This is a genomic window from Pseudarthrobacter oxydans (assembly GCF_034258515.1).
In the GTDB taxonomy this organism is placed as follows: domain Bacteria; phylum Actinomycetota; class Actinomycetes; order Actinomycetales; family Micrococcaceae; genus Arthrobacter.
In genome coordinates this window covers 1,147,797-1,168,652 of the sequence record NZ_CP139438.1, presented here as the reverse complement: position 1 = coordinate 1,168,652, position 20,856 = coordinate 1,147,797, and the positions used below count along the sequence as shown (strand labels likewise).

The window sequence follows — 20,856 nt, the reverse complement described above, 5'->3', positions numbered from 1 at the left end:
AATATCCCGACCGGCTGTAACCCGCGTCACACAACCGTTATGTTATCGGCGGCCGGGGGCGTCCAGGAATGTCCGGAGGGCATCCACTGCGTGCTCACGGTGCTCGTCCAGCAGCCCGATAAGCAGCTCCGCGTCCGAGTCCGCATAAGCCTCGATAATGCGGGCGTGTTCGCGCTCCACTGTGGCCCGGTTATGTTCAGACCCGTAGTAGACGAACCGGTAAGCCTCGGTCGCGTCCCACAGGACCTGGACGATCCGTTCCAGGCGGGGCATGCGCGCCGCTGCCAACAGTTCGAAGTGGAACCGGCGGTTCGCCTCTGTCATCTTGAGCAGATCGCCGGCCGCGCTGGCCGTTTCAACGTCAGTGGCGGCCACCCTCATCGCCGCAAGTACGCCGTCGCTCCGGTTTTTGACGGCAACCCGTGCAGCCTCTGATTCGAGCAGTTGCCTGAGCCGGTAGACCTCCAAAAGGTCCGCGAGCGACAGGCTGGCCACTTTGTGGCCGCGGTGGGGCTCGTAGACCACCTGGCCCTCACTTTCAAGGACCTTGAATGCCTCGCGGACGGGAACCCTGCTGACGCCGAACCGCTCGGCGAGCGTGTTTTGGCGGAGCGGCTGTCCGGGAAGGAAATCCCCAGCGATGATTGCGCGCCGCAGCTCGGTAAGGACGAAAGCCTGCGCAGTGGGAGGGCGCCTAAACTCTTTCGCGGCGTCCTCGCTCATCCCGCCACCGCAATCGCATCTGCTTTCACACCTGAATTCTAGTGGCGCGCAGGGCGTCCGCGATGACTTGGACCAGGTGCCGGCTCTCCAGTCCGGCCAGGTCGCGGACCTGGGTGCGGCAGGAAAAGCCGTCGGCCATGATGCCGTAATCGGGCAAGGACTCTGCTTTGGCGAGAATCCCCCGTCGCGCGATGTTCTCGGACACGTCGTAGTGCCCCTTTTCCATGCCAAAGTTGCCGGCCAGCCCGCAGCAGCCGGCAGACGTTTCCACGTCGCATCCCATGGCTGCCAGCAGGGCCTCATCGGCCGCGTAGCCCATCACCGCGTAGTGGTGGCAGTGCGGCTGGACGAGGAGCCTTTCCGCGGCGGGCGGCGGAGTCCAGTCGATCCCGGCCAGGAATTCAGCGACAGTTTTCACGGCGGCTGACACTTGCGCGGCGCGGGGATCGCCGGCCAGGAGTTCCACCAGGTCCGAGCGCAGCGTCGCCGTGCAGCTGGGTTCGAGCCCAACCACCGTCCGGCCGGCCTTGGTATGCGGCAGGAGGAGGTCTACCGTCGCGCGGAGCTTCGCTTTCGCGGCCGTCAGCTGTCCTGTGGAGATGAGCGTCAGTCCGCAGCATGCCCCGGGGCCGGCGATCTCCACGTCGCAGCCGGCGGCCACGAGGACTTCGACGGCGTCGCGCGCCACCTCGGGCGCCAGCGCGTCGGAGAATGAATCGACCCAAAGCAGGACTTTGTGTCCTCCCTTCCGGCCATGGCTGCGGTTCCGGCCCACCTTCGTCTTCCTGAACGGGGCACGGGGCAGCTGCGGAAAGGACCTGCGGCTGTCGGCCCCCATCAGCGCCATAATGGTCTCCCGCAGCAGCGGAAGGCGCCCGGCGAGGTTGACCAGGGGCGCCACCGGGGCGGAGAGGCGCAGCCATTGGGGAAGGCGCCCCAGCGTGTAGTGGCTCAGCGGACGTAACCGTCCCCGGTAGGTCTGGTGGAGCGTTTCGGACTTGAACATGGCCATGTCGATGCCGGTGGGGCAGTCGCTGGCGCAGGCTTTGCAGCTAAGGCAGAGGTCGAGTGCGTCGTGCACTTCCGGCGAGGACCAGCCCAGGGTCACCACGCCGCCGTTCAGCATCTCCTGGAGTACCCGTGCCCGGCCGCGGGTGGAGTCTTTCTCCTCCCGGGTTGCGATATAGGACGGACACATGAAACCGCCCTGGGAGCGCAGGTCCGCGCGGCATTTTCCGACCCCCACGCAGCGGTGTACGGCTTTGGTGATGTCGCCGTCGTCGTGGGCGAAGGCGAATCCGTCACTGGCGCGCAGGGACAGCGCCTGTGGCCGGCGCAGGTCAGCGTCGAGGGGCGACGGCCGGACTACGACACCGGGGTTGAACAGGTCTTCCGAATCGAAAAGGGCCTTGAAATCACTCATTGCCCGAAGTGCTGCGGGGCTGTACATGGTGGGGAGCAATTCCGAGCGGGCCCTGCCGTCGCCGTGTTCGCCCGAGAGCGATCCCCCGTGCCCGACTGCCAAGGCCGCGGCGCGCTCCAGGAAGCGGCGCATGACCACCCCGTTGGCGTCCAGCGGGAAGTCGATGCGGACGTGAACGCACCCGTCGCCGAAGTGGCCGTAAGCCAGTCCGGAAAGCCCTTCCTCACCCATCAGCCGTTCCAGGCCGCGGAGGTAGCTGCCGAGCCTCTCCGGCGGGACGGCAGAGTCTTCCCATCCTGGCCAGGCCTGCTCCCCTGAAGCGGTGCGGCCGGCCAGTCCCGCCCCGTCCGCACGGATCTGCCAGAGGCGGGTGGCTTCAGGGCCGGCGGGCAGCACCGTGGCAGCATCCGCCTTGGAGGCGGCGACCAGGTTCTCGGCGGACTCAACGGCTTCTTCTGCGGTGGCGCCGCCGAGCTCGGCCATCAGCCAGCCGCCGCCGGCGGGAAGCGCCGGGACGCTGGCGGGGCCGTGCGCCCGGCGCACGACGTCGACGAGCTTCGCGTCCAGCCCTTCCAGTGCCAGCGGGCGGAACGGCAGCAGTGCCGGAACGTCATCGGCGGCGGTTGCCATATCCGTGTAGCCAAGCACGGCCAAGGCAGGGGCCGCCGCCTTCGGAACGAGCCTGAGCTCCGCTTCGAGGAGTATTCCGCAGCTCCCCTCTGTGCCTGTCAGGGCAGCCGCGAGATTGTGCCCCTTCTCGGGCAGCAGGTGCTCCAGCGAGTACCCGGAGATCTGCCGGCCGAACCGGCCGAATTCGGTCCTCAGAACGGCCATATTTTCCGCCACGAAGGCGGCCAGCCCGGGCACGGCCTCCAGGGCGTCCGTGCCCGAGCCTGCGGTGACAATGTCCCCCGAACCTGTCAGCCAGGTCATTGACACAACGTTGTCCGCGGTGCGCCCGTAGGAGAGTCCGTGCGGTCCGCAGGCGTTGTTTCCGATCATGCCGCCGATAGTGCAGCGTGTTGCTGTCGAAGGGTCCGGACCGAACCGCAGCCCGAACGGGGCAGCGGCATCCTGAAGGTCACTGAGCAGCACTCCGGGTTCCACGACGGCGGTGGCCGCTTCGGGGTCGATGGCAAGGATGCGGTTCATGTAACGGGACACGTCCAGGACCATGCCCGGGCCGATGGCGTTCCCGGCGCAGGACGTGCCGCCGCCGCGTACGGTAACGGGCATGCGGTGTTTCCGTGCGATTGCCACTGCCTCCTCGACGTCCCGGCGGGTCTTGGGCAGCACCACGATTTCGGGGACCACCCGGAAGTTGGAGGCATCTGTGGTGTATTGTGCCCTGGCCAGCGAGGAGTCATCCGCGGTTCCCTCGAGCACGGTGCGCAGCTCAGCGACAATCGCATGCGTGGGTTGTAGCGGGATCGGTGTACTCAGGGTCACGGCCGAAATGCTCCTCATTGGGCGGTAGGGTCTCTAGCTGCCGCACGGGAGAATCGCCCGCGCACACCTTTGTTCGGCGGGTCTCAGGCCTTCGGGCGGAACGGCCCCGGCCAGTCCTTGAGCCGGATCCGTTTGAGTTCCTGGACGGTACTCTGCGTGCCCCACTCGTCCAGCCCCAGCCGGGACAGCGGCTCCAGCAGGTCAATCCGAGGGTGGCTGCCGTCCAGCACCTCGTCACTCACCGCTGCGTGCGTCACTTCGCCGAAAACAAGCGTGGAATCCCCCATCGGCAGGACGGAATGGAGGCGGCATTCGAGCACCGCCAGCGATTCCTTGACCCGCGGCGCAGCCACGGTGAGGCTCGGCTCCCGGGTGAGGCCGGCGGCGTCGAACTCACTGACATCGGGCGGAAAATTGGTGCCGGTGGCGTTGACCTCCTCCAGCAGCGCTGCCGGGGCGAGGTTCACCACGAATTCTTTGGACTCGGTGATGTTGCGGAGCGAATCCTTCTCCCCCACCGAGGTGAACTGCACGATGGGCGGATTCGTGGACGCCACGGTGAAGAACGAGTGCGGGGCCAGGTTGTCAACGCCCTCCGGCGAGACGCTCGATACCCAGGCGATGGGCCGGGGCACCACCACCGCGGTGAGCAGCCGGTAGAAATCACCGGCGGACATGGTTGCGGGATCGAAATCAGTGCGCATACTGCCAGACTAGCGGTCAGGGAAGTTTGGGAAGGAGAGAGGATATGACGTTCCAGCCATACCGTTCACCGTCAACCGGGTGCGGGGTGCGCGCCGTCCTCTTCGACACCTTCGGCACGGTGGTGGACTGGCGCACCGGCGTCGCCCGGCAAGCGGCCGCCTTCGCCGCGGCACATGGACAGGATCTCGACGCCGAGGCGTTCGCCGATGACTGGCGCGCCCTCTACCAGCCGGCAATGGAGGCGATCCGCACCGGATCCCGCGAATTCGCCACCCTGGACACACTCCACCGCGAAAACCTGGACCAGGTGCTCCGCCATCACGGCTTCGATCCGGACCGGCTGGACGCAGGAACCCTGGAGGAGTTGAACACGTCTTGGCACCGTCTGCCCCCATGGCCGGACAGCGTGGAAGGCCTGGCCGCCGTGCGCCGCAGCTACATCGTGGGTCCCCTCTCCAATGGCAACACCTCGCTGTTACTGCACATGGCCAGAAACGCCGGCCTTCCGTGGGACGTGATCATCGGCTCGGACATGACGCGCACCTACAAGCCGCTGCCCGCGGCCTACCTTCGGACTGCGGAGTTCCTGGACCTCAGACCGGGTGCCGTGATGCTCGTGGCCGCCCACAACAACGACCTGCGTGCTGCCCGGGAGGCCGGTCTGGCGACTGCGTTCATCGCCCGCCCCACCGAACACGGCCCCGGCCAGGCTGCGGATCTGACGCCGGAGAGCGACTGGGACCTTTCGGCGTCGAGCATTCCGGAGCTGGCGGACCGGCTCGGAGCCTGACCCGGCTCAAACTGCTGAAGGGTTGCCGGTCTAGCTCCGGGCCGGATCAGGCATCAAGCCGCTTGCGCAGGAGGCAGAACTCGTTGCCTTCAGGGTCGGCCAGGACGTGCCACGGCTCGTCGCCTGCCTGCCCGACGTCGGCCGGGCGGGCCCCGAGGGCAAGCAGGCGTTCCAGCTCGGCGTCCTGGTCCCGGTCGACGGGGTTGACGTCGATGTGCAGGGGGAGGCGACCGGTCCGCGGATTGCTGCTCGGGCTCAGGATGATGGTGGGCTGCAGGCCGCCGAACCCGGCGTCCGGCGGGCCGATCTCGATGGCACCGTCCTCCCGGCCGAGCTCGACATAGCCGAGGACATCGTTCCAGAACCCTGCCAGGAGTTCCGGATTGGCGCAGTTGAGGACCAGTTCGCTGATACGGGAGACCATGACCCCCAGTGTACGGAGGTCCCGGGCGCACAGTCAGCAACCCCGCTCTTGTCGAAACAAGCCTGTCAAACGCATGATGGAGCCCTCGAAGCCCGGACTTGAACCCTTCGAGGGTCAGCCCGCCAAAAATGGGCCAGGCTGTTCGTCCCCACAGGCAGGCTCCTGCTGAGGATCGGCTTCCCTTTTACCGCTTGGTATTTGTGCACATTCCGTGGTTCGTGTGCCAAATAGTCGCAGCTTGCACTTCGTGAGTCTGTAGGCTTGACCACGCAGCCAGCCTTCCCCTTGAGGATCGATGGGCAGAGAGGAGAGGGTCCGTGGCAGGAGTAGTGGGGCAACAAGACGCCGAGGCAAGACCGCCCAGGTCATCTTCGCCCCGCAAGCCGAACATTACCGATGTTGCGCGCATCGCCGGCGTCTCCTACGGGACCGTATCGCGGGTCCTTAACAGTGCTCCGGATGTCAATGCTGCAACCCGTGAACGGGTACTGCAAATCATTAAGGACATCGGGTATCGCCGCAACCGCGCAGCCACCACCTTGGTGACCAGCCGATCGACGTCCATTGGGATTCTCACTGACGGCTCGCCGCGCTTCGGACCGGTGGGCACGCTGATGGCCCTCGAAAACACCGCCCGGAAGAAGGGCTACTCCACCACCGTCGTGACAGTCGAGGTGCCTTACGAGGACTCCGTGCAGAAGGCTCTGGACACCCTGGACGACATCGGCGTGGACGGAATCATCGTTATCGCGCCGATGGTGTCAATGGCCTCGGCAGTCTGGAGCGCCTCGGTCCGGGTTCCAGTCGAGATGATCGCCGCGGGGGCCTCATCGACACCAAACGTCTTCACATACTCCGAAAACCAGGAGCTGGGGGCGCGCCTGGCGACCGAACATCTTATCGAACTGGGTCACACCGACATCGCCCATCTGGCAGGCTCCATGGACTGGTTTGATGGGCGGGTCCGCAAGCGGGGGTGGGAGGCGGCTCTGCGAGATGCGGGCCTGCTCCCCGGACTCTGCCTGGAGGGCGACTGGAGCCCGAAATGGGCCTACGAGACAGGCTTGCGACTGGTTGAGGAGGGCAACATTCCCCAAGCTATTGTCGCCGCCAGCGATCACACTGCTTTGGGCGTCATCCGGGCCTTTGCTGAAAAAGGTGTGCGCGTCCCGGAGGACGTCAGCATCGTCGGTTTCGACGACATCGAGGGATCGGACTACTTCCTGCCTCCACTCACAACAGTCCGACAGGATTTCACCTCCCTCGCGGATGCCAGCATCGAGGTTCTCCTGGGCGCAATCGACGGCCGCGAGGTCGACCGTACCCCCAGCCCGCCCACGCTGGTTGTCCGCATGAGCTCCGCCCCTGCCATCAGCCGGCCCAGCTAGCTTCTGAAACTTTTGAAGATCTTTCTCCTGTGACTCTTGACACGTTCTCCGTAAACGTTCACGATGGTTAGACCGTAAACGATCACGGTGATCAGACTCGACGAAGAGGAAGGAGCGCAAAATGGGTGAAAACATCCTGCAGGTCCTCGCGCTCCGCCCCGACGTCGAACTACACAACCTGGGCGCAGAGCATTGGGCGCACGTCGAAAAACTCCTCAGAGAGACGGGTTGCACGGGCGAGGACGTCGCGCTCGGCATCCAGGTCTTCATCCCCCAACACTCCACGGCTGTCGTCGGCGTCTTCGAAGCTGGCGTCCTGTGGGCAAGCCTGGTCGTCTCTGTTGACTCTTCGGGCACGCCCGTGTCGGTGACGACCGTGGACAGCGGCGCCGTTGAGCCGCGGGGGGACCTGGGGGAAATGGCGGGCCAGACCGTCCGGTGGGTTCAGGCCCACTACGGACCCTGCTCCGTGGGCCTCTTCTTGGACAGGCCCCACGCGGAAATGTTCTTGAATGCCTCCGACAAGGCAGCCGCCATCCGCGCAGCATCGGCCGCGGGAGGGCTCGTCCTGTCCCCGCTGCCCCCTGCTCTGGCGACCGCCCTCGCCTGAGCCGTCGCTCCTCAGTTACCCAATAGCAGCAACAACCCAACACACCGTGAAATGTCATGCCCAAAAAGGGCACCAATCGGGGTCACCGTCCATCAACTGAAGGGAAAATGAGAATGAGAAAGTCAGTAACCGCCGGGGCCCTTGCCCTGGCCACAATGGCTTCGCTGCTGGCGGGGTGCGCCTCGGACACGGGGGGAGCACCCGGTGGCGCTGAGAATCCGCTGGCCCAGGTAAAGGCAGCAGACCTGGTGCCTGAGGACATCGTCGGCCTCGGTCCGAAGGGCGTGAAGTCAGGGACCCTCGACGACATCAAGCTCACCGAGGGAGAAGTCAACCAAGCCAAGCAGAAGAAGTTCCGGGTCGGCATCGTCATGCAGACCATGAACATCGAGTGGTCCACCGAGCAGGTCCGGGGCATCACCGAGCGGCTTAAGAAATACGACGCCGAGGTCATAGGGGTGGCCGATCCCAACTTCGACGTCCAAAAGCAAGTGTCCAGCATCGAGAACATGATCCAACTGAAGCCGGACGCGATCATCAGCATCCCAGTGGACGACACAGCGACGGCCGAGGCGTACCGCAAGATAGGTGCCGCCGGCATCAAACTCATCATGATGGATAACGTGCCCTCGGGGCTGGAGTACCCCAAGGACTACCAGGGCATGGTCTCTTCGGACAACCAGGGCAACGGCGCCGTCTGCGCTGAGGCGCTGGCCAAGTACATACCCGAGGGCGGTACGGTGGGCGTCCTCGACTTCGGTGTCGACTTCTTCGTGACGAAGGAACGCATGAAGGGCTTCGTCGACTGGATGAAGGAGAACCGCCCCGACATCAAGATCAAGGTTGCCGAGTTCCTGGATCCGGCCAACTCCGGCAAGGATGCCGGCAATTTCCTCACGGCGAACCCCGATGTCCAGGGAATGTTCACCGAGTGGGAAGTCCCGGCTGTGGGAATTGATCAGGCGCTGCGGGCCCAAGGCAAGACGATGCCAATCACCGCGGTCAACATCGCCTCGGATGTGGCGGCCGACCTCGCTACCGGAGGAAACATCAAGGCTCTCGGTGCCCAGGTCCCCTACGACCAAGGCCTTGCCGAGGCCGACATGGCCGTCAAGGTCCTGTTGGGTGGCACCGCTCCCAACTGGCTCGCTTTCCCGGCCGTGCCGGTTCTGCAGAACAACGTCCTCGACGCGTGGAAGCAGGTCTACCACCAGGATCCCCCCAGCCAGCTCATTGAGGCCTGCAAGTCGACCGACGGCTGCGCGTAAGCCCTCCTACCAAACCCACAAGTACCAATAGAACAAGGAGCTGTAAATCATGGACATCATTCAGGACCACAACGGCGTACCGGCCAAGCACGGACGAGCATTCGTCAACGGAGTCAGGCTCCACTACTCCATCGCCGGCGAAGGTGAACCCCTCTTCCTGCTGCACGGCGTGCCGAAAACCTCCTACCACTGGCGCCGCGTCATCCCGCTGCTGACCCCCTACTACACCGTCATTGCACCCGATCTCCGAGGTCTGGGCGATTCAGAACACCCCCAGAGCGGCTTCGACATGAAAAACATGGCCGAAGACATTGCCCAGCTGGCCACGCACCTGGGCTACGAGACCTTCTACCTCGTCGGGGAAGACTGGGGAGCCTCCACGGCCTACCAGGTCGCCGCCCAGTACCCCGAGCGGGTGAAGAAACTCGTCTACCAGGAGATGATCCTCCCCGGTTTCGGACTTGAGGACTACTCATTCCTGACAAAGGAGAACGTCAGCACCTACGTGTGGCTCTGGCACATCAACTTCTACAACGTGCCGGACTTCCCCGAGTTGCTGATCACCGGTAAGGAGCGGGAGTACTTCAACTACTTCATCAAGCACGAGACGCACAACCCACAGGCGATCACCCCTGACGCACTGGACGAGTACGTCCGCTGCTACTCCTCGCCCGGCGGCCTCCGGAGTATGTTCGCCATCTACCGGGCCACCCTCGAGGATGCCGAGCAGAACCGTGAGGCGGCAAAGACCAAGCTCACCATGCCCGTCCTGGCCGTGGGAAGCGAGTACTTCATCGGGGCGGACAACGAGCGGCAGATGCGCGAAGTTGCTGAGGATGTGCGGGGCGTCATCCTGCCTTGGGGCCACCAGTTGGCGGAAGAGGATCCAGAGGCTCTCGCAGAGGCGTACCTGCAGTTCTTCAAGGAATAAGAGCAACACACGTGCGCGGGGCGGCCGCCCGGCTGTCCCGCGCACATCCCCGCATCCGATCGGGGATGTCCGACAAACCGACGGCATCACTCCCCTTACTCACTTTTCATTCCCTCAGGTGAAGTCCGCCCGCCGGCTTCCCTGGCCATCAGAAGGACCACTGTCATGACACGCAGAAAGACGCTTTCCGCAGCGGCCGGGCTGCTCACCGCGATCGCTATCTCGTTGTCCGGCTGTTCCAGCGACGCCGGCAGCAGCGCAACATCCCAGGACTCCATTGCCGTCGACGCCGCATCGATCTCCCCCACCGGAATCGTCGGCAAGGGCAAGAACGGGGAGGAACCCGCCCTCGCGGACGCCCTCAAGCTCAGCGATGAGGACAAAAAGAAGGTGGCCGAGGGCAAGTTCTCCGTCGGCATCTCCATGAACACCATGGACATCGATTGGTCCCGGCTGACGATCGAAGGCATCCAGCAGACGCTCGGCGAACTCGGCGTTGAGGTCGTCGGGGTCACGGATGCAAAGTTCAAAGTCCAGCAACAGATTGCAGACCTTGAGAACCTGATCACCAAGAAGCCGGACCTGATCATCAGCATCCCCACCGATGATGTCGCCACCGCCCAGACCTACAAGAAGGTCGCGGAATCCGGCATCAAACTCGTCTTCATCCATATGCCTGCCTCCGGGCTCTCATACCCCACCGAATACCAAGCGGTGATTGCTCCGGACAACCAAGGCAACGGCCAGATTGCCGCTGCCGGCCTGTCGGAGTTCATCCCGGAGAACGGCACAGCCGGCATCGTCGACTTTGCAGTCGATTTCTACACCACGAACCAGCGCACGCAGCGAGTTAAGGAATGGTTCAAGGAGAACCGCCCGGACGTGAAGATCAAGGAAGTCGGCTTCACGGACACCAACGCCGTCGGGCCAGCGGCCGCCAATTTCATGACGGCAAACCCTGACGTCAACGGGCTATTTGTCATCTGGGATTCACCGGCCATGCAGTCGGTCGCCTCCCTCCGAAACGCCGGCGTCAACGTCCCGATCACAACGATCGACCTCGGCACGGAAGTCGCCGTCGAAATGGCCAGTGGCGGCTACATCAAAGCCATTGGCGCCCAGGAGCCCTACAACCAGGGAGTCGCGGAGGGCAGGGCAGCCGCGCATGCTCTGATCGGCAACGAGGTTCCGGCGTGGGTCGCTCTTCCCTCCGTCGCAGTGACACCGGGAAACCTCCTGCAGAAGTACGAGGAGATCTTCCATTCCAAGCCGCCCCAGGAAGTCCTCGACGCGTGCGCGACCTCGGGACTGTGCGGAGACAAATGACATGGCCAACATCAGCAAGCAAACAGCAATCGATGACACAGGTATGACCACCGCGACTGAAGCGGCGGAAGCCAGCGGCGCCGGACAGGGCAAAAGCATGCCGCTGCTCCAGGCGCGTGGTGTCAGCAAGGCTTTCAACGGAGTCTATGCGCTGAAGGACGTCGATTTCGATCTACGTCCCGGCGAGGTCCACGCACTGCTGGGGCCCAACGGGGCCGGAAAGTCCACGTTGATAAAGATCCTCGACGGCGTCCAGCCTCAGGATGAAGGTTTTGTCGAGGTGGACGGGCGCGAACGCGTCCAATCGGACATCGCGACGGTCTTTCAGGAGCTCAGCTTGGTCCCGTCCCTCTCGGTGGCGCAGAACATCTTCCTCGGCAACGAGCTGCACAACGCCTTCGGGATGGTGCACAAGAAGAAGATGAACGCCGTCGCCCAGGAACTCATCGACTCGCTGGGTTTGCACCTGCCGCCCGGGGAATTGGTCGAGAACCTCTCGGTCGCCTCCCGCCAGCTTGTCGAGATCGCCAAGGCCGTCCATCGGGACGCCCGGGTCCTGGTCCTGGACGAACCCACCTCTACGCTGACCAAAGCAGACCAGCTACTGCTGTTCAACAGCATCCGCGACATCCAGAAGTCAGGGGTGGGCATCATCTACGTTACCCACCGCTTAACGGAGGTCTTCGAGCTGGCCGACCGGGTAACGATCATCCGAGACGGCAGGAAGGTCCTGACCGCCGACGTTGCCGATTTGGAGATGAGCGCGCTGGTCCGCGAGATCACGGGCGCTGAACCCCAGGAGCCCGGTCCTCCGAAGGAGGCGTTTGACCGGTTCGCGCACCCTGAGCTGCTGGCCAACTCCTCCGGCGGGCCGAAACTCCAGGTAACCGAACTCACCGGGGACCGCTTCTCGGACATCAGCTTCACTGCTGAGGCGGGGCGTATTATCGGCATCGCCGGTCTGATCGGTACCGGCCGCACCGAGCTGTTGGAAACGATCGGCGGCATGCGCCGCAGCACCGCCGGGGAAATCAGGCTCAATGGTCGGACAGTCCGTTTCAAGCACCCTTGGGAGGCGCTCAGCGCAGGAGTAGCTCTCGTTCCCGAGGACCGGCACCGGTCGGGCCTCGTGATGCAGCACTCGATCCATCGGAACCTCGCATTGGCCCACTACAAGTCACTGCGCAAGGGCGGCCTCGTCGATAACCGGGCAGCACGGACACTGATCAGCGGACTCGTAGAGACGCTGCAGGTAAAGACGAACTCGATCGACAGCCCCGTCCAGACATTGTCCGGCGGCAACCAGCAGAAAGTCGTCTTCGCCAAATGGCTTCAGCCTGGCATGCACCTCCTGCTTCTCGACGAACCGACCCAGGGCGTGGATGTCCGCGCCCGCCAGGAGATCTACCGGGTCATCCACCGGTTCGCGGAAGAAGGAGCGGCGATCATCGTCGCCTCGTCCGACTTCGTCGAACTGCAGGAGCTCTGCGACGAAATCTACTTCATGACGTCCACATCCATGAGCGAGCCGGAGAAGGTCACGCCGGACATGACAGATCAATACATTTATTCAAGACTCAATGAAAGGGTTCGTGAGAGCCATGAGCGCGATCACCAACAGCATTAGCCTGACCAGGCCGCAATGGGGCAGCCGGTCTCCCCTGGACCTCATCCGCGAATACTTCGTTTACATCGCACTCGTGGGTCTGGTGCTCTTCTTCTCCATTGCCTCTCCCGTCTTCTTCAGCGTGCAGAACTTCGCCAATGTGGGCCGACAAACGGCGATCGTGTCCATCATCGCCGTCGGAGTCACGCTGGTCATTGTCAACGCCCAAATCGACCTCTCCGTCGGCAGCGTGTTCGCGCTCTCCGGAATGGCCTCCGCCCTGGCACTCCAGCACGTCTCGAACTTCTGGGTGCTCGGTGCCCTGGCAGCCATCTCGGTCGGTGTCGTGTTCGGATTCGTCAACGGATTCCTGACCGTGAAGCTGGGAATTCCCAGCTTCCTAGTCACGCTGGGCATGCTTGGCGTCGCCCGTGGTATCGCATTGCTCATTACTGACACCCGCCCGGTGATCATCGCCAACCGGCCCTACTTCAGCATCTTCGGCGACAGCAGTATCCTCGGCGTTCCCATCGCCGTAGTCTGGACCGTCGTGATTGTTGCCCTGGGCTTTATGCTCCTTCACAAGAGTGTCTTCGGGCTTCGGGTTTTCGCCACCGGCGGTAATGCCCAGGCAGCACGCTTCACCGGCGTCAAGACCCAACGCACCGTGATTCTCTCATTCGTCATCACCGGCGCCCTCGTCGGCGTGGCCTCGCTCCTGTTCACAGGCATCGCCCACGCCGCCCGCCCAGACGTCGGCGTCGGTCTGGAACTGGACGTCATCGCCGCGGTCATCCTCGGTGGAGTCAGCCTCTTCGGCGGCAGGGGAACTGTCATCGGAGCCCTTGCCGGATCCCTGATTATCGGCATGATGAACAATGGCTTGGTCCTCATGGGCGTTGATTCCTCGGTGCAGCAAATCATCAAGGGCGCCATCATCATCGCCGCAGTGTCCCTCAGTAAGAAATAGCGGAACTCGCAAAGGAGAGATTGAAATGTCAGCAACTGAAACACCGAACAATGGTTTCTTCCGGGTCGCCCGGAACAGCGACGGAGCGTGGAGCTTCATCGACCCCGAGGGCAAGCCCTTCCTCTCCCTTGCCCTCAACCACATCGACGACACCGACCTGCGCTACCCGCACAACGTGGAAATCTTCGAACGCAAGTATGGCTCCCGTCAGTCCTGGACAAAGGGCGTAGTCCGGGACCTCCAAAACCTTAACTTCAACACGATCGGCTGGACGTCCCAGTACATCAGCGGCGGCTGGGGAGAGGCACTGGACTGGTTCGGGGACCCCGTTGACCTTGGCCATTCCCTGCCCTGGCCGGATCAGCACCTGCTGGACGCCGGCATGCCATACGTGGTGCAAATCCGCGTGCAGGAAATCGAGGACTGGAACGGCCACCCCGCCTTCCGAGACGTCTTCGGGGAGGACTTCCAGAAGTATGCAGACTGGATCGCCCGACGGATGGTCTCCGACCACAAGAACAGCCAAAACCTCATTGGCTACTTTCTGGTAGACATCCCCGCCTGGCTGCCCCACGCCGCCGGCAGGTTCTGGCCCGGATTCGACGGGCTCAGCCAAGAGGAACACGACAAAAAGCTTTTCGAGGTCGCAACCCAGTACTACAAGACCATCACCGAGGCCATCCGCCGGTATGACCCCAACCACCTGATCCTCGGCGACCGCTACAACGGCAACAAAGGCATCCCGGAAGCAGCCCTGCGCGCGATGGTCCCGTTCGTGGACGTCCTTTCCGTCCAGTACTTCACCGGCAAGTCCGACGAGGAATACAAGACGATGATCGATGACCTTCGCCGCTGGCACGACCTAACCGGCAAGCCCGTCGTCATCGCTGACATCGGCAACTGGGTACCCACGGACATGAACCCCCACCGGACCAGTGACATGAGCACGCACTCCGAACGCGGCGCTGATTACGCCAATGGGCTTGCGAAGGTTATGGCCGAGCCCTGGATCATCGGCTGGCACTGGTGCGGCTATATCGAAAACCTCGGCCGGGGCTGGGGCATCAAGGACCCGCAGGACGAGTTCTATACGGACATGACCGATCAGATCCGGGAAGCCAACGCCAAAGCAAAGGCGGCCGCCGATCAACGCAAGTGACAGCCGACCTGTCGTGATCCGGACCGCCGGGCGTGTGGAAACCGCCCGGCGGGGACCATGGCTATAGCCCCGGCCGTTCCACACCGGACGGTTCAGCAGGCCGGCTACTCCGTGGGGCATCCGCCTGCCTCACCCCGGGTTGACATCCCAGAAAGTGCAGGCCTCCAGGCCATCAAAGAGAGCAGCTACGACAGCTGGCTCAGGGTCGAACCAGATGGGTACGGCGGCGCCCCCGGGCCGCCGCCGCGATCAGCCGCACTTACCTCGAGAAACTCCTCCCGGAAACCCCACGCTTCTCCCGAAAGGAACACCATCGTGAAAAACCTCAACGTCGGCCTCATCGGAGGCGGCTTCATGGGCAAGGCGCATTCTCTGGCGTACTCCGCCATGCCCATGTTCTTCTGGCCCGCACCGGCCCTGCCCGTCCGCCACACCATCGCGGAAGCCACCGACGAACTCGCGGCAGAGGCCGCCCGCCGCTTTGGCTTCGAACACTCCACCTCCGACTGGCGCCGGATCGTCGACGACCCTGCTATCGACGTCGTCGACATCGCCACCCCGAACCACCTGCACGCGGAGATTGCCATCGCCGCCGCACAGGCAGGCAAGCACATCATCTGCGAAAAGCCCCTTGCCCGCACCGGCGAGGAGGCAAGGGCCATGTATGACGCTGTCAAAGACGCAGGCATCGTCCACATGGTCGCCTTTAACTATCGCCGCACACCCGCCGTCGCCCTGGCCAAGAAATACATCGAGGAAGGCGCCATCGGGCAGATCCTTAACTTCCGCGGTACGTACCTCCAAGACTGGTCTGCGGACCCCAGTTCCCCCCTTTCATGGCGTTTCCAAAAGAACATTGCAGGCTCTGGGGCCCTCGGAGACATCGCTACGCACGTCGTGGACATGGCCCGTTACCTTGTGGGCGAGTTCTCCTCCGTGACCTCGCTCCTGTCCACGTGGATTCCGGAACGCCCGCTGCAAAGTGGAGGCGCCGATGCGCTGGGCACCGTTCGCGGCGGCGAAGGCCCGCGCGGTGAGGTCGACGTCGACGACGAGGTCATGACCATGGTCCGTTTCGCCAATGGCGCCGTCGGCTCAATCGAGGCCACGCGCAACGCGTATGGCCGCAACAACTTCATCACCTTCGAAATACACGGCACCGAAGGCAGCATCGCCTTCAACTATGAGCGGCGCGACGAACTGCAGGTCTGCTTTGCCGCAGACCAGAACGACCGGCGCGGTTTCCGGACCGTGTACACGGGCCCCGCCCACCCCTACGGTGACGGCTTATGGCCTATCCCGGCCCTGGGCATCGGCTATGGCGAGACGAAGATCATTGAGGCACACGACTTCTTCAAAGCCATCGTTGAAGGCACCAGCGTCAGTCCCAACTTTGCCGACGGCTACCAGACAGCACTCATCGATGACGCCATCGTCACTTCGGCACACAAGGGCGCTTGGGTGGACGTGCCGACGGTTGCGGAGCTGACCACAACGCCGAAGCACTGAGGCGGTTTGGACATTTGCGTCAGGCTCGGTCCGTTCCAGTGCTGCAACAAGGTGTCCTCATGAGCAGTACGGGCTGTTCAGCTGGAGGGAGCAAGACAGAACAGACCGCCCTTCCCCACGTGGCCGTGACTTATGCGCGAGAACGTGGAGGACGCGGCGCACGGGATGTATGAGCCGCCGGACTTCCGGCGGGCGCCCGAGAGGGACTGGTATGTGCCGGGCGAGGACGTGCTGCTGTGGTGTTCGTGAGATTCGGCCCTCCCCTTAACGGCGGCCACGTCCGTAAAATGGACCATGGTGGTAATTTTCTCCGCGATCGGGCTGCTGTTGTGGATTGCCGTCCTGTTCGCCGCGATGGTCCTGTGCGGCATCATCTGGACAGGCTGCAAGCTGATTCTCTGGGCGATGGACCTGAAGCCCGTGCTCGCCGGGCACGGAACCCGGCCCCAAACGTTGGCCAGGCCAGCCGTAGGCAACGCACGGATGGTGGCGCGCGCACCCTCCCCGCCGAAGGTCCCCCGCGTCCAGGACCGGCCGCCGGCACAAGCGCAGCCCGCGTCCGGGATCTGGCCAAAATGGAGCCCGTCGCACAGGCTTTACAAGGCCCGCGAGTTGTCCCTGTGGCAGGAGCAGTTCGACGCCCTGGACTCCCGCAGCTAGGGGTCCGGTTTTCAGCCAGCCGGTTTCCCGGCGGATCCTCCGGCGCGGCCTCTGCGCCGGAGGACGAGCCGTGCGGTGACGGCTGCAATCAGGCCGGCGAGGGTCACCAGCTGCACTTCGTCAAAGGACAACCCGTCTATGTTGGGCTGCAGCTCCTCCTCGGTGGCCCAGCCGAACCAGACTTCGCTGACCAGGATCCCCGCCACGAAATAGGCCAGGGCTGAATAGAGCCAGAGCCAGCGGGCCACGTGCCAGCCCACGATCAGCTGCGCCACCAGGCCAAAGGCCAGCGACATGGCCGCCAGCAGCGCCAGTCCGGCCATTCCCAAGTCCCAGCTGCTCATGCCAGCCACCTCCCTGTTCCCTCTCCTGCCATCCAGCCTCCCCGGCCGCGTCCACGGCAGGGAAGGGGCGAAGGTCCCCGGTGCGGCGCGGTGGGACTCTGGGCAGCACCACTGCCGCGGCGCGCGGTTCGAAGATGCTCGACGCCGACTCCCGCCGCCGGTGCCCGGGCCCCCGAACTGCGCGGTTTGAGGAGTTGGGGGTGCCCACTAGGGGCAGGGCATCGACGGAGCGGCCTTGAGTCAGCGGTCCGTGTTCTTGCGCCAAAGCTGGGAAGAAATTGCGCAGACGTTGAGGCAGCAGGACAAGGATTGCTTCCATGGCCCTGCTTTTCCCACGCTCAGCTGGCGCATGTCCCATGCTGACCAACGGCATATTGCCTCAGCAATTTCATTCGGACTCCGCTGCTCGCAGCTAAGCCGGTTCGTGGCGATGATCAGGTCCCGCACCATAAGAATGACGAATGTTTCGCAATTATTAGAATTACGGGGGGCACAAATGAATATACGCATCGGACGCAATGGAGTGCGAAAGCCGATCACCAATGAAGCTGACCATGTGGTCCGGACGTCGCCGCGTCCGTTGATTTCCCGACGTCGAGTGGCTGGTGCGGCTGTAGTTGCAGCCGTGGTGATATCCACGACGGCATGCGGTCAGTCGGCTGCGTCGTCCAAGGCTGCCCTGACAAGCGAGACCGCGTCCTCCACTGCAACGCCAACACCTACTCCAACAGCGCCGGCGTCATCCGCCTGCATCACCGAAAACGCGACCGAAAAGTACGCGCCCAAAGTCTTCATCTGCACGAAGACCGACGCCGGGAATCTGCTGTGGATGGAGCAGTCGGAATCGAAGCGGGTAACGGACGCGCGGGCGGCAGCGGCCGCCAACGCCGCCGCCGAGAAGGCGGCGGCAGAAAAGGCAGCACAAGAAGAAGCCGCAGCAAAGGCAGCAGCGGAGCAGGCCGCCGCGGAGCAGGCCCGACAGGAAGCTGCTGCCGCAGAAGCGGCCCGCCAGCAGCAAGCCGCGGCTGCAGCAGCGGCCGCCGCGGCGGCCGCAAAAGCCCAGGCGCCTGTGCAGCCCGCCGTCCCCGCAGCCCCTACCGGATGCGATCCAAACTATGCAGGCGCGTGTGTTCCGATTGCGTCCGACGTCGATTGCGCCGGAGGGAGCGGTAACGGCCCGGCGTACGTGAGGGGACCCGTCACCGTTGTAGGGTCCGACATCTATGGACTCGACAACGACCGTGACGGCGTGGGCTGCGAAAGGTAAGCACCCGACCCGTCAGGCAGGTCTGCCTCCTGGGACCAAGGTCCACCAGGAGGCAGAGCTGCCCGGCAACTGAAACTTCATTCTTGACTGCAACGCACCGGCGGGGCGTCGAGCACCCCTACTCGGCGATGTCCTCCGCCCATAGGTCCGGGTTGTCAGCCTGGAAGGCTCGCATCATGTCCACGCAGCGCTGATCATCCAGGACCACCACCTCCACCCCGCGTGACCGCAGAAGTTCCAATTCGCCGTCGAACGTGCGTGCCTCCCCCACCACCACGCGGGGGATCTTGAACTGGATGATGGTCCCGGCGCACATGGCACACGGGGCGAGGGTGGTGTAGAGCGTGGTGTCCCGGTAGCTCCTCTGCCGCCCGGCGGCTCGGAGCGCGGACATTTCTCCGTGTGCGACCGGATCGGCCTTCTGGACGCGTTCGTTGTGCCCGCTGGCAATCACCACGCCGTCACGGGCGAGCGCCGCCCCGATGGGGATGCCGCCCTCGGCCAGGCCCTTTTGGGCGGCCTGGTAGGCGGCTTCGAAGGCGGGAAGGCCGGCGCTGTCCGGTTCCGGCGCGGCGGACTGATGCTGCTCGTGGGTCATGGCGCCATTGTTGCACCCCTGGCCGCCACGCGGTGCGATCCTGCCGGCGGCCTCGGTCCCTGCGTCCGGCTGCCTGCAGGCCTACTTCGGCACGGTGATTCCCAGCCGGGCCATGCGCCGGTAGATCGTGGCGCGGCTGATCCCCAGTTCCGCCGCGGCAGCGGCAACCGTTATCCCGGGCCGGGAGAGGCACCTGGCAATCTCGTCCCGCTCAACAGCCTCGATCCGCGTCAGCCGGGGACCGGAGCGGCCCAGCAGCGCAGCTGGCAGGTGCCGGACATCGATGGTTTCCGTGCGCAGGGCCGCGTCCTGGACCATCCCGAAGAGTTCGTCGATGTTGCCCGGCCACCCATACGCGGTCAGCGCACGTTCGGCGGCAGGCGTGAAATCCACCTCCCGCATTCGGGCCTGGCGTGCGGCGTATCGGGCCAGGGGCATCACGTCGGGTCCGCGGTCCCGCAGGGCCGGGACCGGCACCACTGTCTCCACCAGCGCAGCCAGGGGCGCCGGGATGGCGGTGAGCTCCTCCGCGGTCACGGCCCAGCTGACGGCGGACGGATGGTCTGCGGATCCCCGGACACGCGAGCTGACCGCACGGGCGCTGAGCTCCTGCGCGGCCCAGGCCGGGAGGAGGTCGATGTTTTCCACGATCACCGCGGTGTGGGGCTTGGACAGCTCCGGCGTCCAGAGCGACAGCCAGGCTTCAACATCCAGGGGTGCCGGGACCGCAGCGCAGAGGATGCGGCTACCGGGGTGCGCCTGGCGGATGGCCTGGCCCATGAGGGTGGAGCGGCCGGTCCCCGGTTCTCCGACGGCGGCCGCCACCTTGCCGGAAACCAGCGCCGCTGCCGCGCTGTCCAAGGCCTCGGTCCACGGCAGGGACATGGCCCGCAGCGTGCCGGACCCGGGTTCCAGCCGTCCCCGCTGCACCCGGAACACCCCGCCCCTCGGGCCGGGTTTCGGCTGCCGGCCCCCGGATTTGGCCAGCATCAAAGCGGACATGGTGCTCGCGGCGGACTGGGCCAGTGCGAGCAGCAGCTCCGGGGAGGACTTGGACCAGGTGGTGATGTTGACGCTGCCCTCAAGGTGGCCGCTGAGAGGATCAAGGACCGGGACGGCAGCGCAGGTGTAGGTGCGCAGGCTGGCGCTGTAGTGTTCCTCGGCGCGGACCAGGCTCGGTGTGCGGTCGGCCAGGGCCAGGCCCAAGCCGGTGGTTCCCGCCTCCCGCTCCGAGAATGCGAAGCCCGGGGCCAGGTGCACCTTGTCCAGCGCCCGCAGTAGCGACGTGTCGCCGCTGAACCGGTTGAGCACCAACCCGTCGGCGTCCGTAAGCATCAGGCTCAGCGGCTCGTTGGCCAGGGTCTGGTGCAGGCCGGTCAGCACCTCCTGCCCGCACTGGTAGAACAGTGAGTCGGCGTCCACCGACCCGGCCCAGACCGGGTCCACCTCCTCGGCTGAAACGCCGTATTCCTCGCTCCGCTGCCACGACGCGAGAAGGCGCCGCGAGGCAACCGCAAGTTCAGCGCCCGGGACGCCGCGGTCTGGCCGCGGCACTGGCACGTTCCTATTCGGCACCATTGCCGTCCTCCTTGTCCTGCGTCATTCGAGAGTACGTGGCCGTGACCGGGACGGGGAACCCTGCCTGTCTCAAAATGAGACACCGGTCACATGTTGACGGGCACGGAACCGCCCTAGCCTCGTTGGTG

19 protein-coding genes are annotated in these 20,856 nt (G+C 64.5%); 12 read left to right on the top strand and 7 right to left on the bottom strand.

From position 1 onward, the window contains the following. Nucleotides 1–42 precede the first annotated feature (42 nt). From SMD14_RS05375 to SMD14_RS05365, 3 genes are all read right to left on the bottom strand, one after another. Nucleotides 43–723 (bottom strand): GntR family transcriptional regulator, encoded by a 681-nt coding sequence (locus SMD14_RS05375; protein WP_321215602.1) that lies wholly within the window; start codon nt 721–723, stop codon nt 43–45. Between the two features lie 25 nt (nt 724–748). Beyond that, entirely contained in the window at nt 749–3,595 is a 2,847-nt protein-coding gene (locus SMD14_RS05370; RefSeq protein WP_321215601.1) for an FAD-binding and (Fe-S)-binding domain-containing protein, read from the bottom strand. 83 nt (nt 3,596–3,678) lie between these two features. Further along, on the bottom strand, nt 3,679–4,299 hold the full coding sequence (locus SMD14_RS05365) for a flavin reductase family protein (protein WP_321215600.1): 621 nt from the start codon (nt 4,297–4,299) through the stop codon (nt 3,679–3,681). A gap of 44 nt (nt 4,300–4,343) precedes the next feature. Between SMD14_RS05365 and SMD14_RS05360 the strand changes: the two genes are divergently transcribed. After that, nucleotides 4,344–5,090, top strand: coding sequence for a haloacid dehalogenase type II (locus tag SMD14_RS05360; RefSeq protein WP_321215599.1), 747 nt, complete (start codon nt 4,344–4,346; stop codon nt 5,088–5,090). Nucleotides 5,091–5,136: 46 nt separating this feature from the next. Here the strand turns inward: SMD14_RS05360 and SMD14_RS05355 are convergent, their stop codons facing one another. Beyond that, nucleotides 5,137–5,514, bottom strand: a complete 378-nt coding sequence (locus SMD14_RS05355; protein ID WP_157238837.1) for a VOC family protein — start codon at nt 5,512–5,514, stop codon at nt 5,137–5,139. A 317-nt stretch (nt 5,515–5,831) separates the two neighbouring features. Here SMD14_RS05355 and SMD14_RS05350 point away from each other — a divergent pair, with 317 nt between their 5' ends. From SMD14_RS05350 to SMD14_RS05305, 10 genes are all read left to right on the top strand, one after another. Continuing rightward, entirely contained in the window at nt 5,832–6,902 is a 1,071-nt protein-coding gene (locus tag SMD14_RS05350) for a LacI family DNA-binding transcriptional regulator (protein ID WP_321215598.1), read from the top strand. Between the two features lie 121 nt (nt 6,903–7,023). Beyond that, a complete protein-coding gene (locus SMD14_RS05345; RefSeq protein WP_321215597.1) occupies nt 7,024–7,512 on the top strand; it encodes a hypothetical protein in 489 nt (162 codons plus the stop codon). 113 nt (nt 7,513–7,625) lie between these two features. Next, nucleotides 7,626–8,780, top strand: a complete 1,155-nt coding sequence (locus SMD14_RS05340) for a substrate-binding domain-containing protein (RefSeq protein WP_321215596.1) — start codon at nt 7,626–7,628, stop codon at nt 8,778–8,780. Between the two features lie 49 nt (nt 8,781–8,829). Then, entirely contained in the window at nt 8,830–9,711 is an 882-nt protein-coding gene (locus tag SMD14_RS05335; RefSeq protein WP_321215595.1) for an alpha/beta hydrolase, read from the top strand. A 165-nt stretch (nt 9,712–9,876) separates the two neighbouring features. Further along, the gene (locus tag SMD14_RS05330) at nt 9,877–11,037 is read left to right on the top strand and encodes a substrate-binding domain-containing protein (protein WP_321215594.1); all 1,161 of its coding nucleotides are present in this window, start codon (nt 9,877–9,879) and stop codon (nt 11,035–11,037) included. 1 nt (nt 11,038) lies between these two features. Further along, on the top strand, nt 11,039–12,664 hold the full coding sequence (locus SMD14_RS05325) for a sugar ABC transporter ATP-binding protein (RefSeq protein ID WP_321215593.1): 1,626 nt from the start codon (nt 11,039–11,041) through the stop codon (nt 12,662–12,664). Continuing rightward, the gene (locus SMD14_RS05320; protein WP_321215592.1) at nt 12,639–13,613 is read left to right on the top strand and encodes an ABC transporter permease; all 975 of its coding nucleotides are present in this window, start codon (nt 12,639–12,641) and stop codon (nt 13,611–13,613) included. Before SMD14_RS05325 ends, SMD14_RS05320 begins: the two co-directional genes overlap by 26 nt. Before the next feature lie 25 nt (nt 13,614–13,638). Continuing rightward, on the top strand, nt 13,639–14,772 hold the full coding sequence (locus SMD14_RS05315; RefSeq protein WP_321215591.1) for an agarase: 1,134 nt from the start codon (nt 13,639–13,641) through the stop codon (nt 14,770–14,772). 315 nt (nt 14,773–15,087) lie between these two features. Next, the gene (locus SMD14_RS05310; protein ID WP_321215590.1) at nt 15,088–16,281 is read left to right on the top strand and encodes a Gfo/Idh/MocA family oxidoreductase; all 1,194 of its coding nucleotides are present in this window, start codon (nt 15,088–15,090) and stop codon (nt 16,279–16,281) included. A 294-nt stretch (nt 16,282–16,575) separates the two neighbouring features. Then, nucleotides 16,576–16,941 (top strand): hypothetical protein, encoded by a 366-nt coding sequence (locus SMD14_RS05305; RefSeq protein WP_321215589.1) that lies wholly within the window; start codon nt 16,576–16,578, stop codon nt 16,939–16,941. An 11-nt stretch (nt 16,942–16,952) separates the two neighbouring features. Here SMD14_RS05305 and SMD14_RS05300 read toward each other — a convergent pair whose 3' ends face one another. Next, nucleotides 16,953–17,285: a hypothetical protein gene (locus SMD14_RS05300; RefSeq protein WP_321215588.1), complete on the bottom strand. Its 333-nt coding sequence runs from the start codon at nt 17,283–17,285 to the stop codon at nt 16,953–16,955. 625 nt (nt 17,286–17,910) lie between these two features. Between SMD14_RS05300 and SMD14_RS05295 the strand changes: the two genes are divergently transcribed. Continuing rightward, on the top strand, nt 17,911–18,552 hold the full coding sequence (locus SMD14_RS05295) for a hypothetical protein (protein WP_321215587.1): 642 nt from the start codon (nt 17,911–17,913) through the stop codon (nt 18,550–18,552). A gap of 118 nt (nt 18,553–18,670) precedes the next feature. Here the strand turns inward: SMD14_RS05295 and SMD14_RS05290 are convergent, their stop codons facing one another. After that, complete coding sequence (locus SMD14_RS05290; RefSeq protein WP_321215586.1) at nt 18,671–19,150, bottom strand: nucleoside deaminase; 480 nt, start codon at nt 19,148–19,150, stop codon at nt 18,671–18,673. An 81-nt stretch (nt 19,151–19,231) separates the two neighbouring features. Then, complete coding sequence (locus SMD14_RS05285; protein WP_321215585.1) at nt 19,232–20,704, bottom strand: helix-turn-helix domain-containing protein; 1,473 nt, start codon at nt 20,702–20,704, stop codon at nt 19,232–19,234. Between the last annotated feature and the right edge of the window lie 152 nt (nt 20,705–20,856).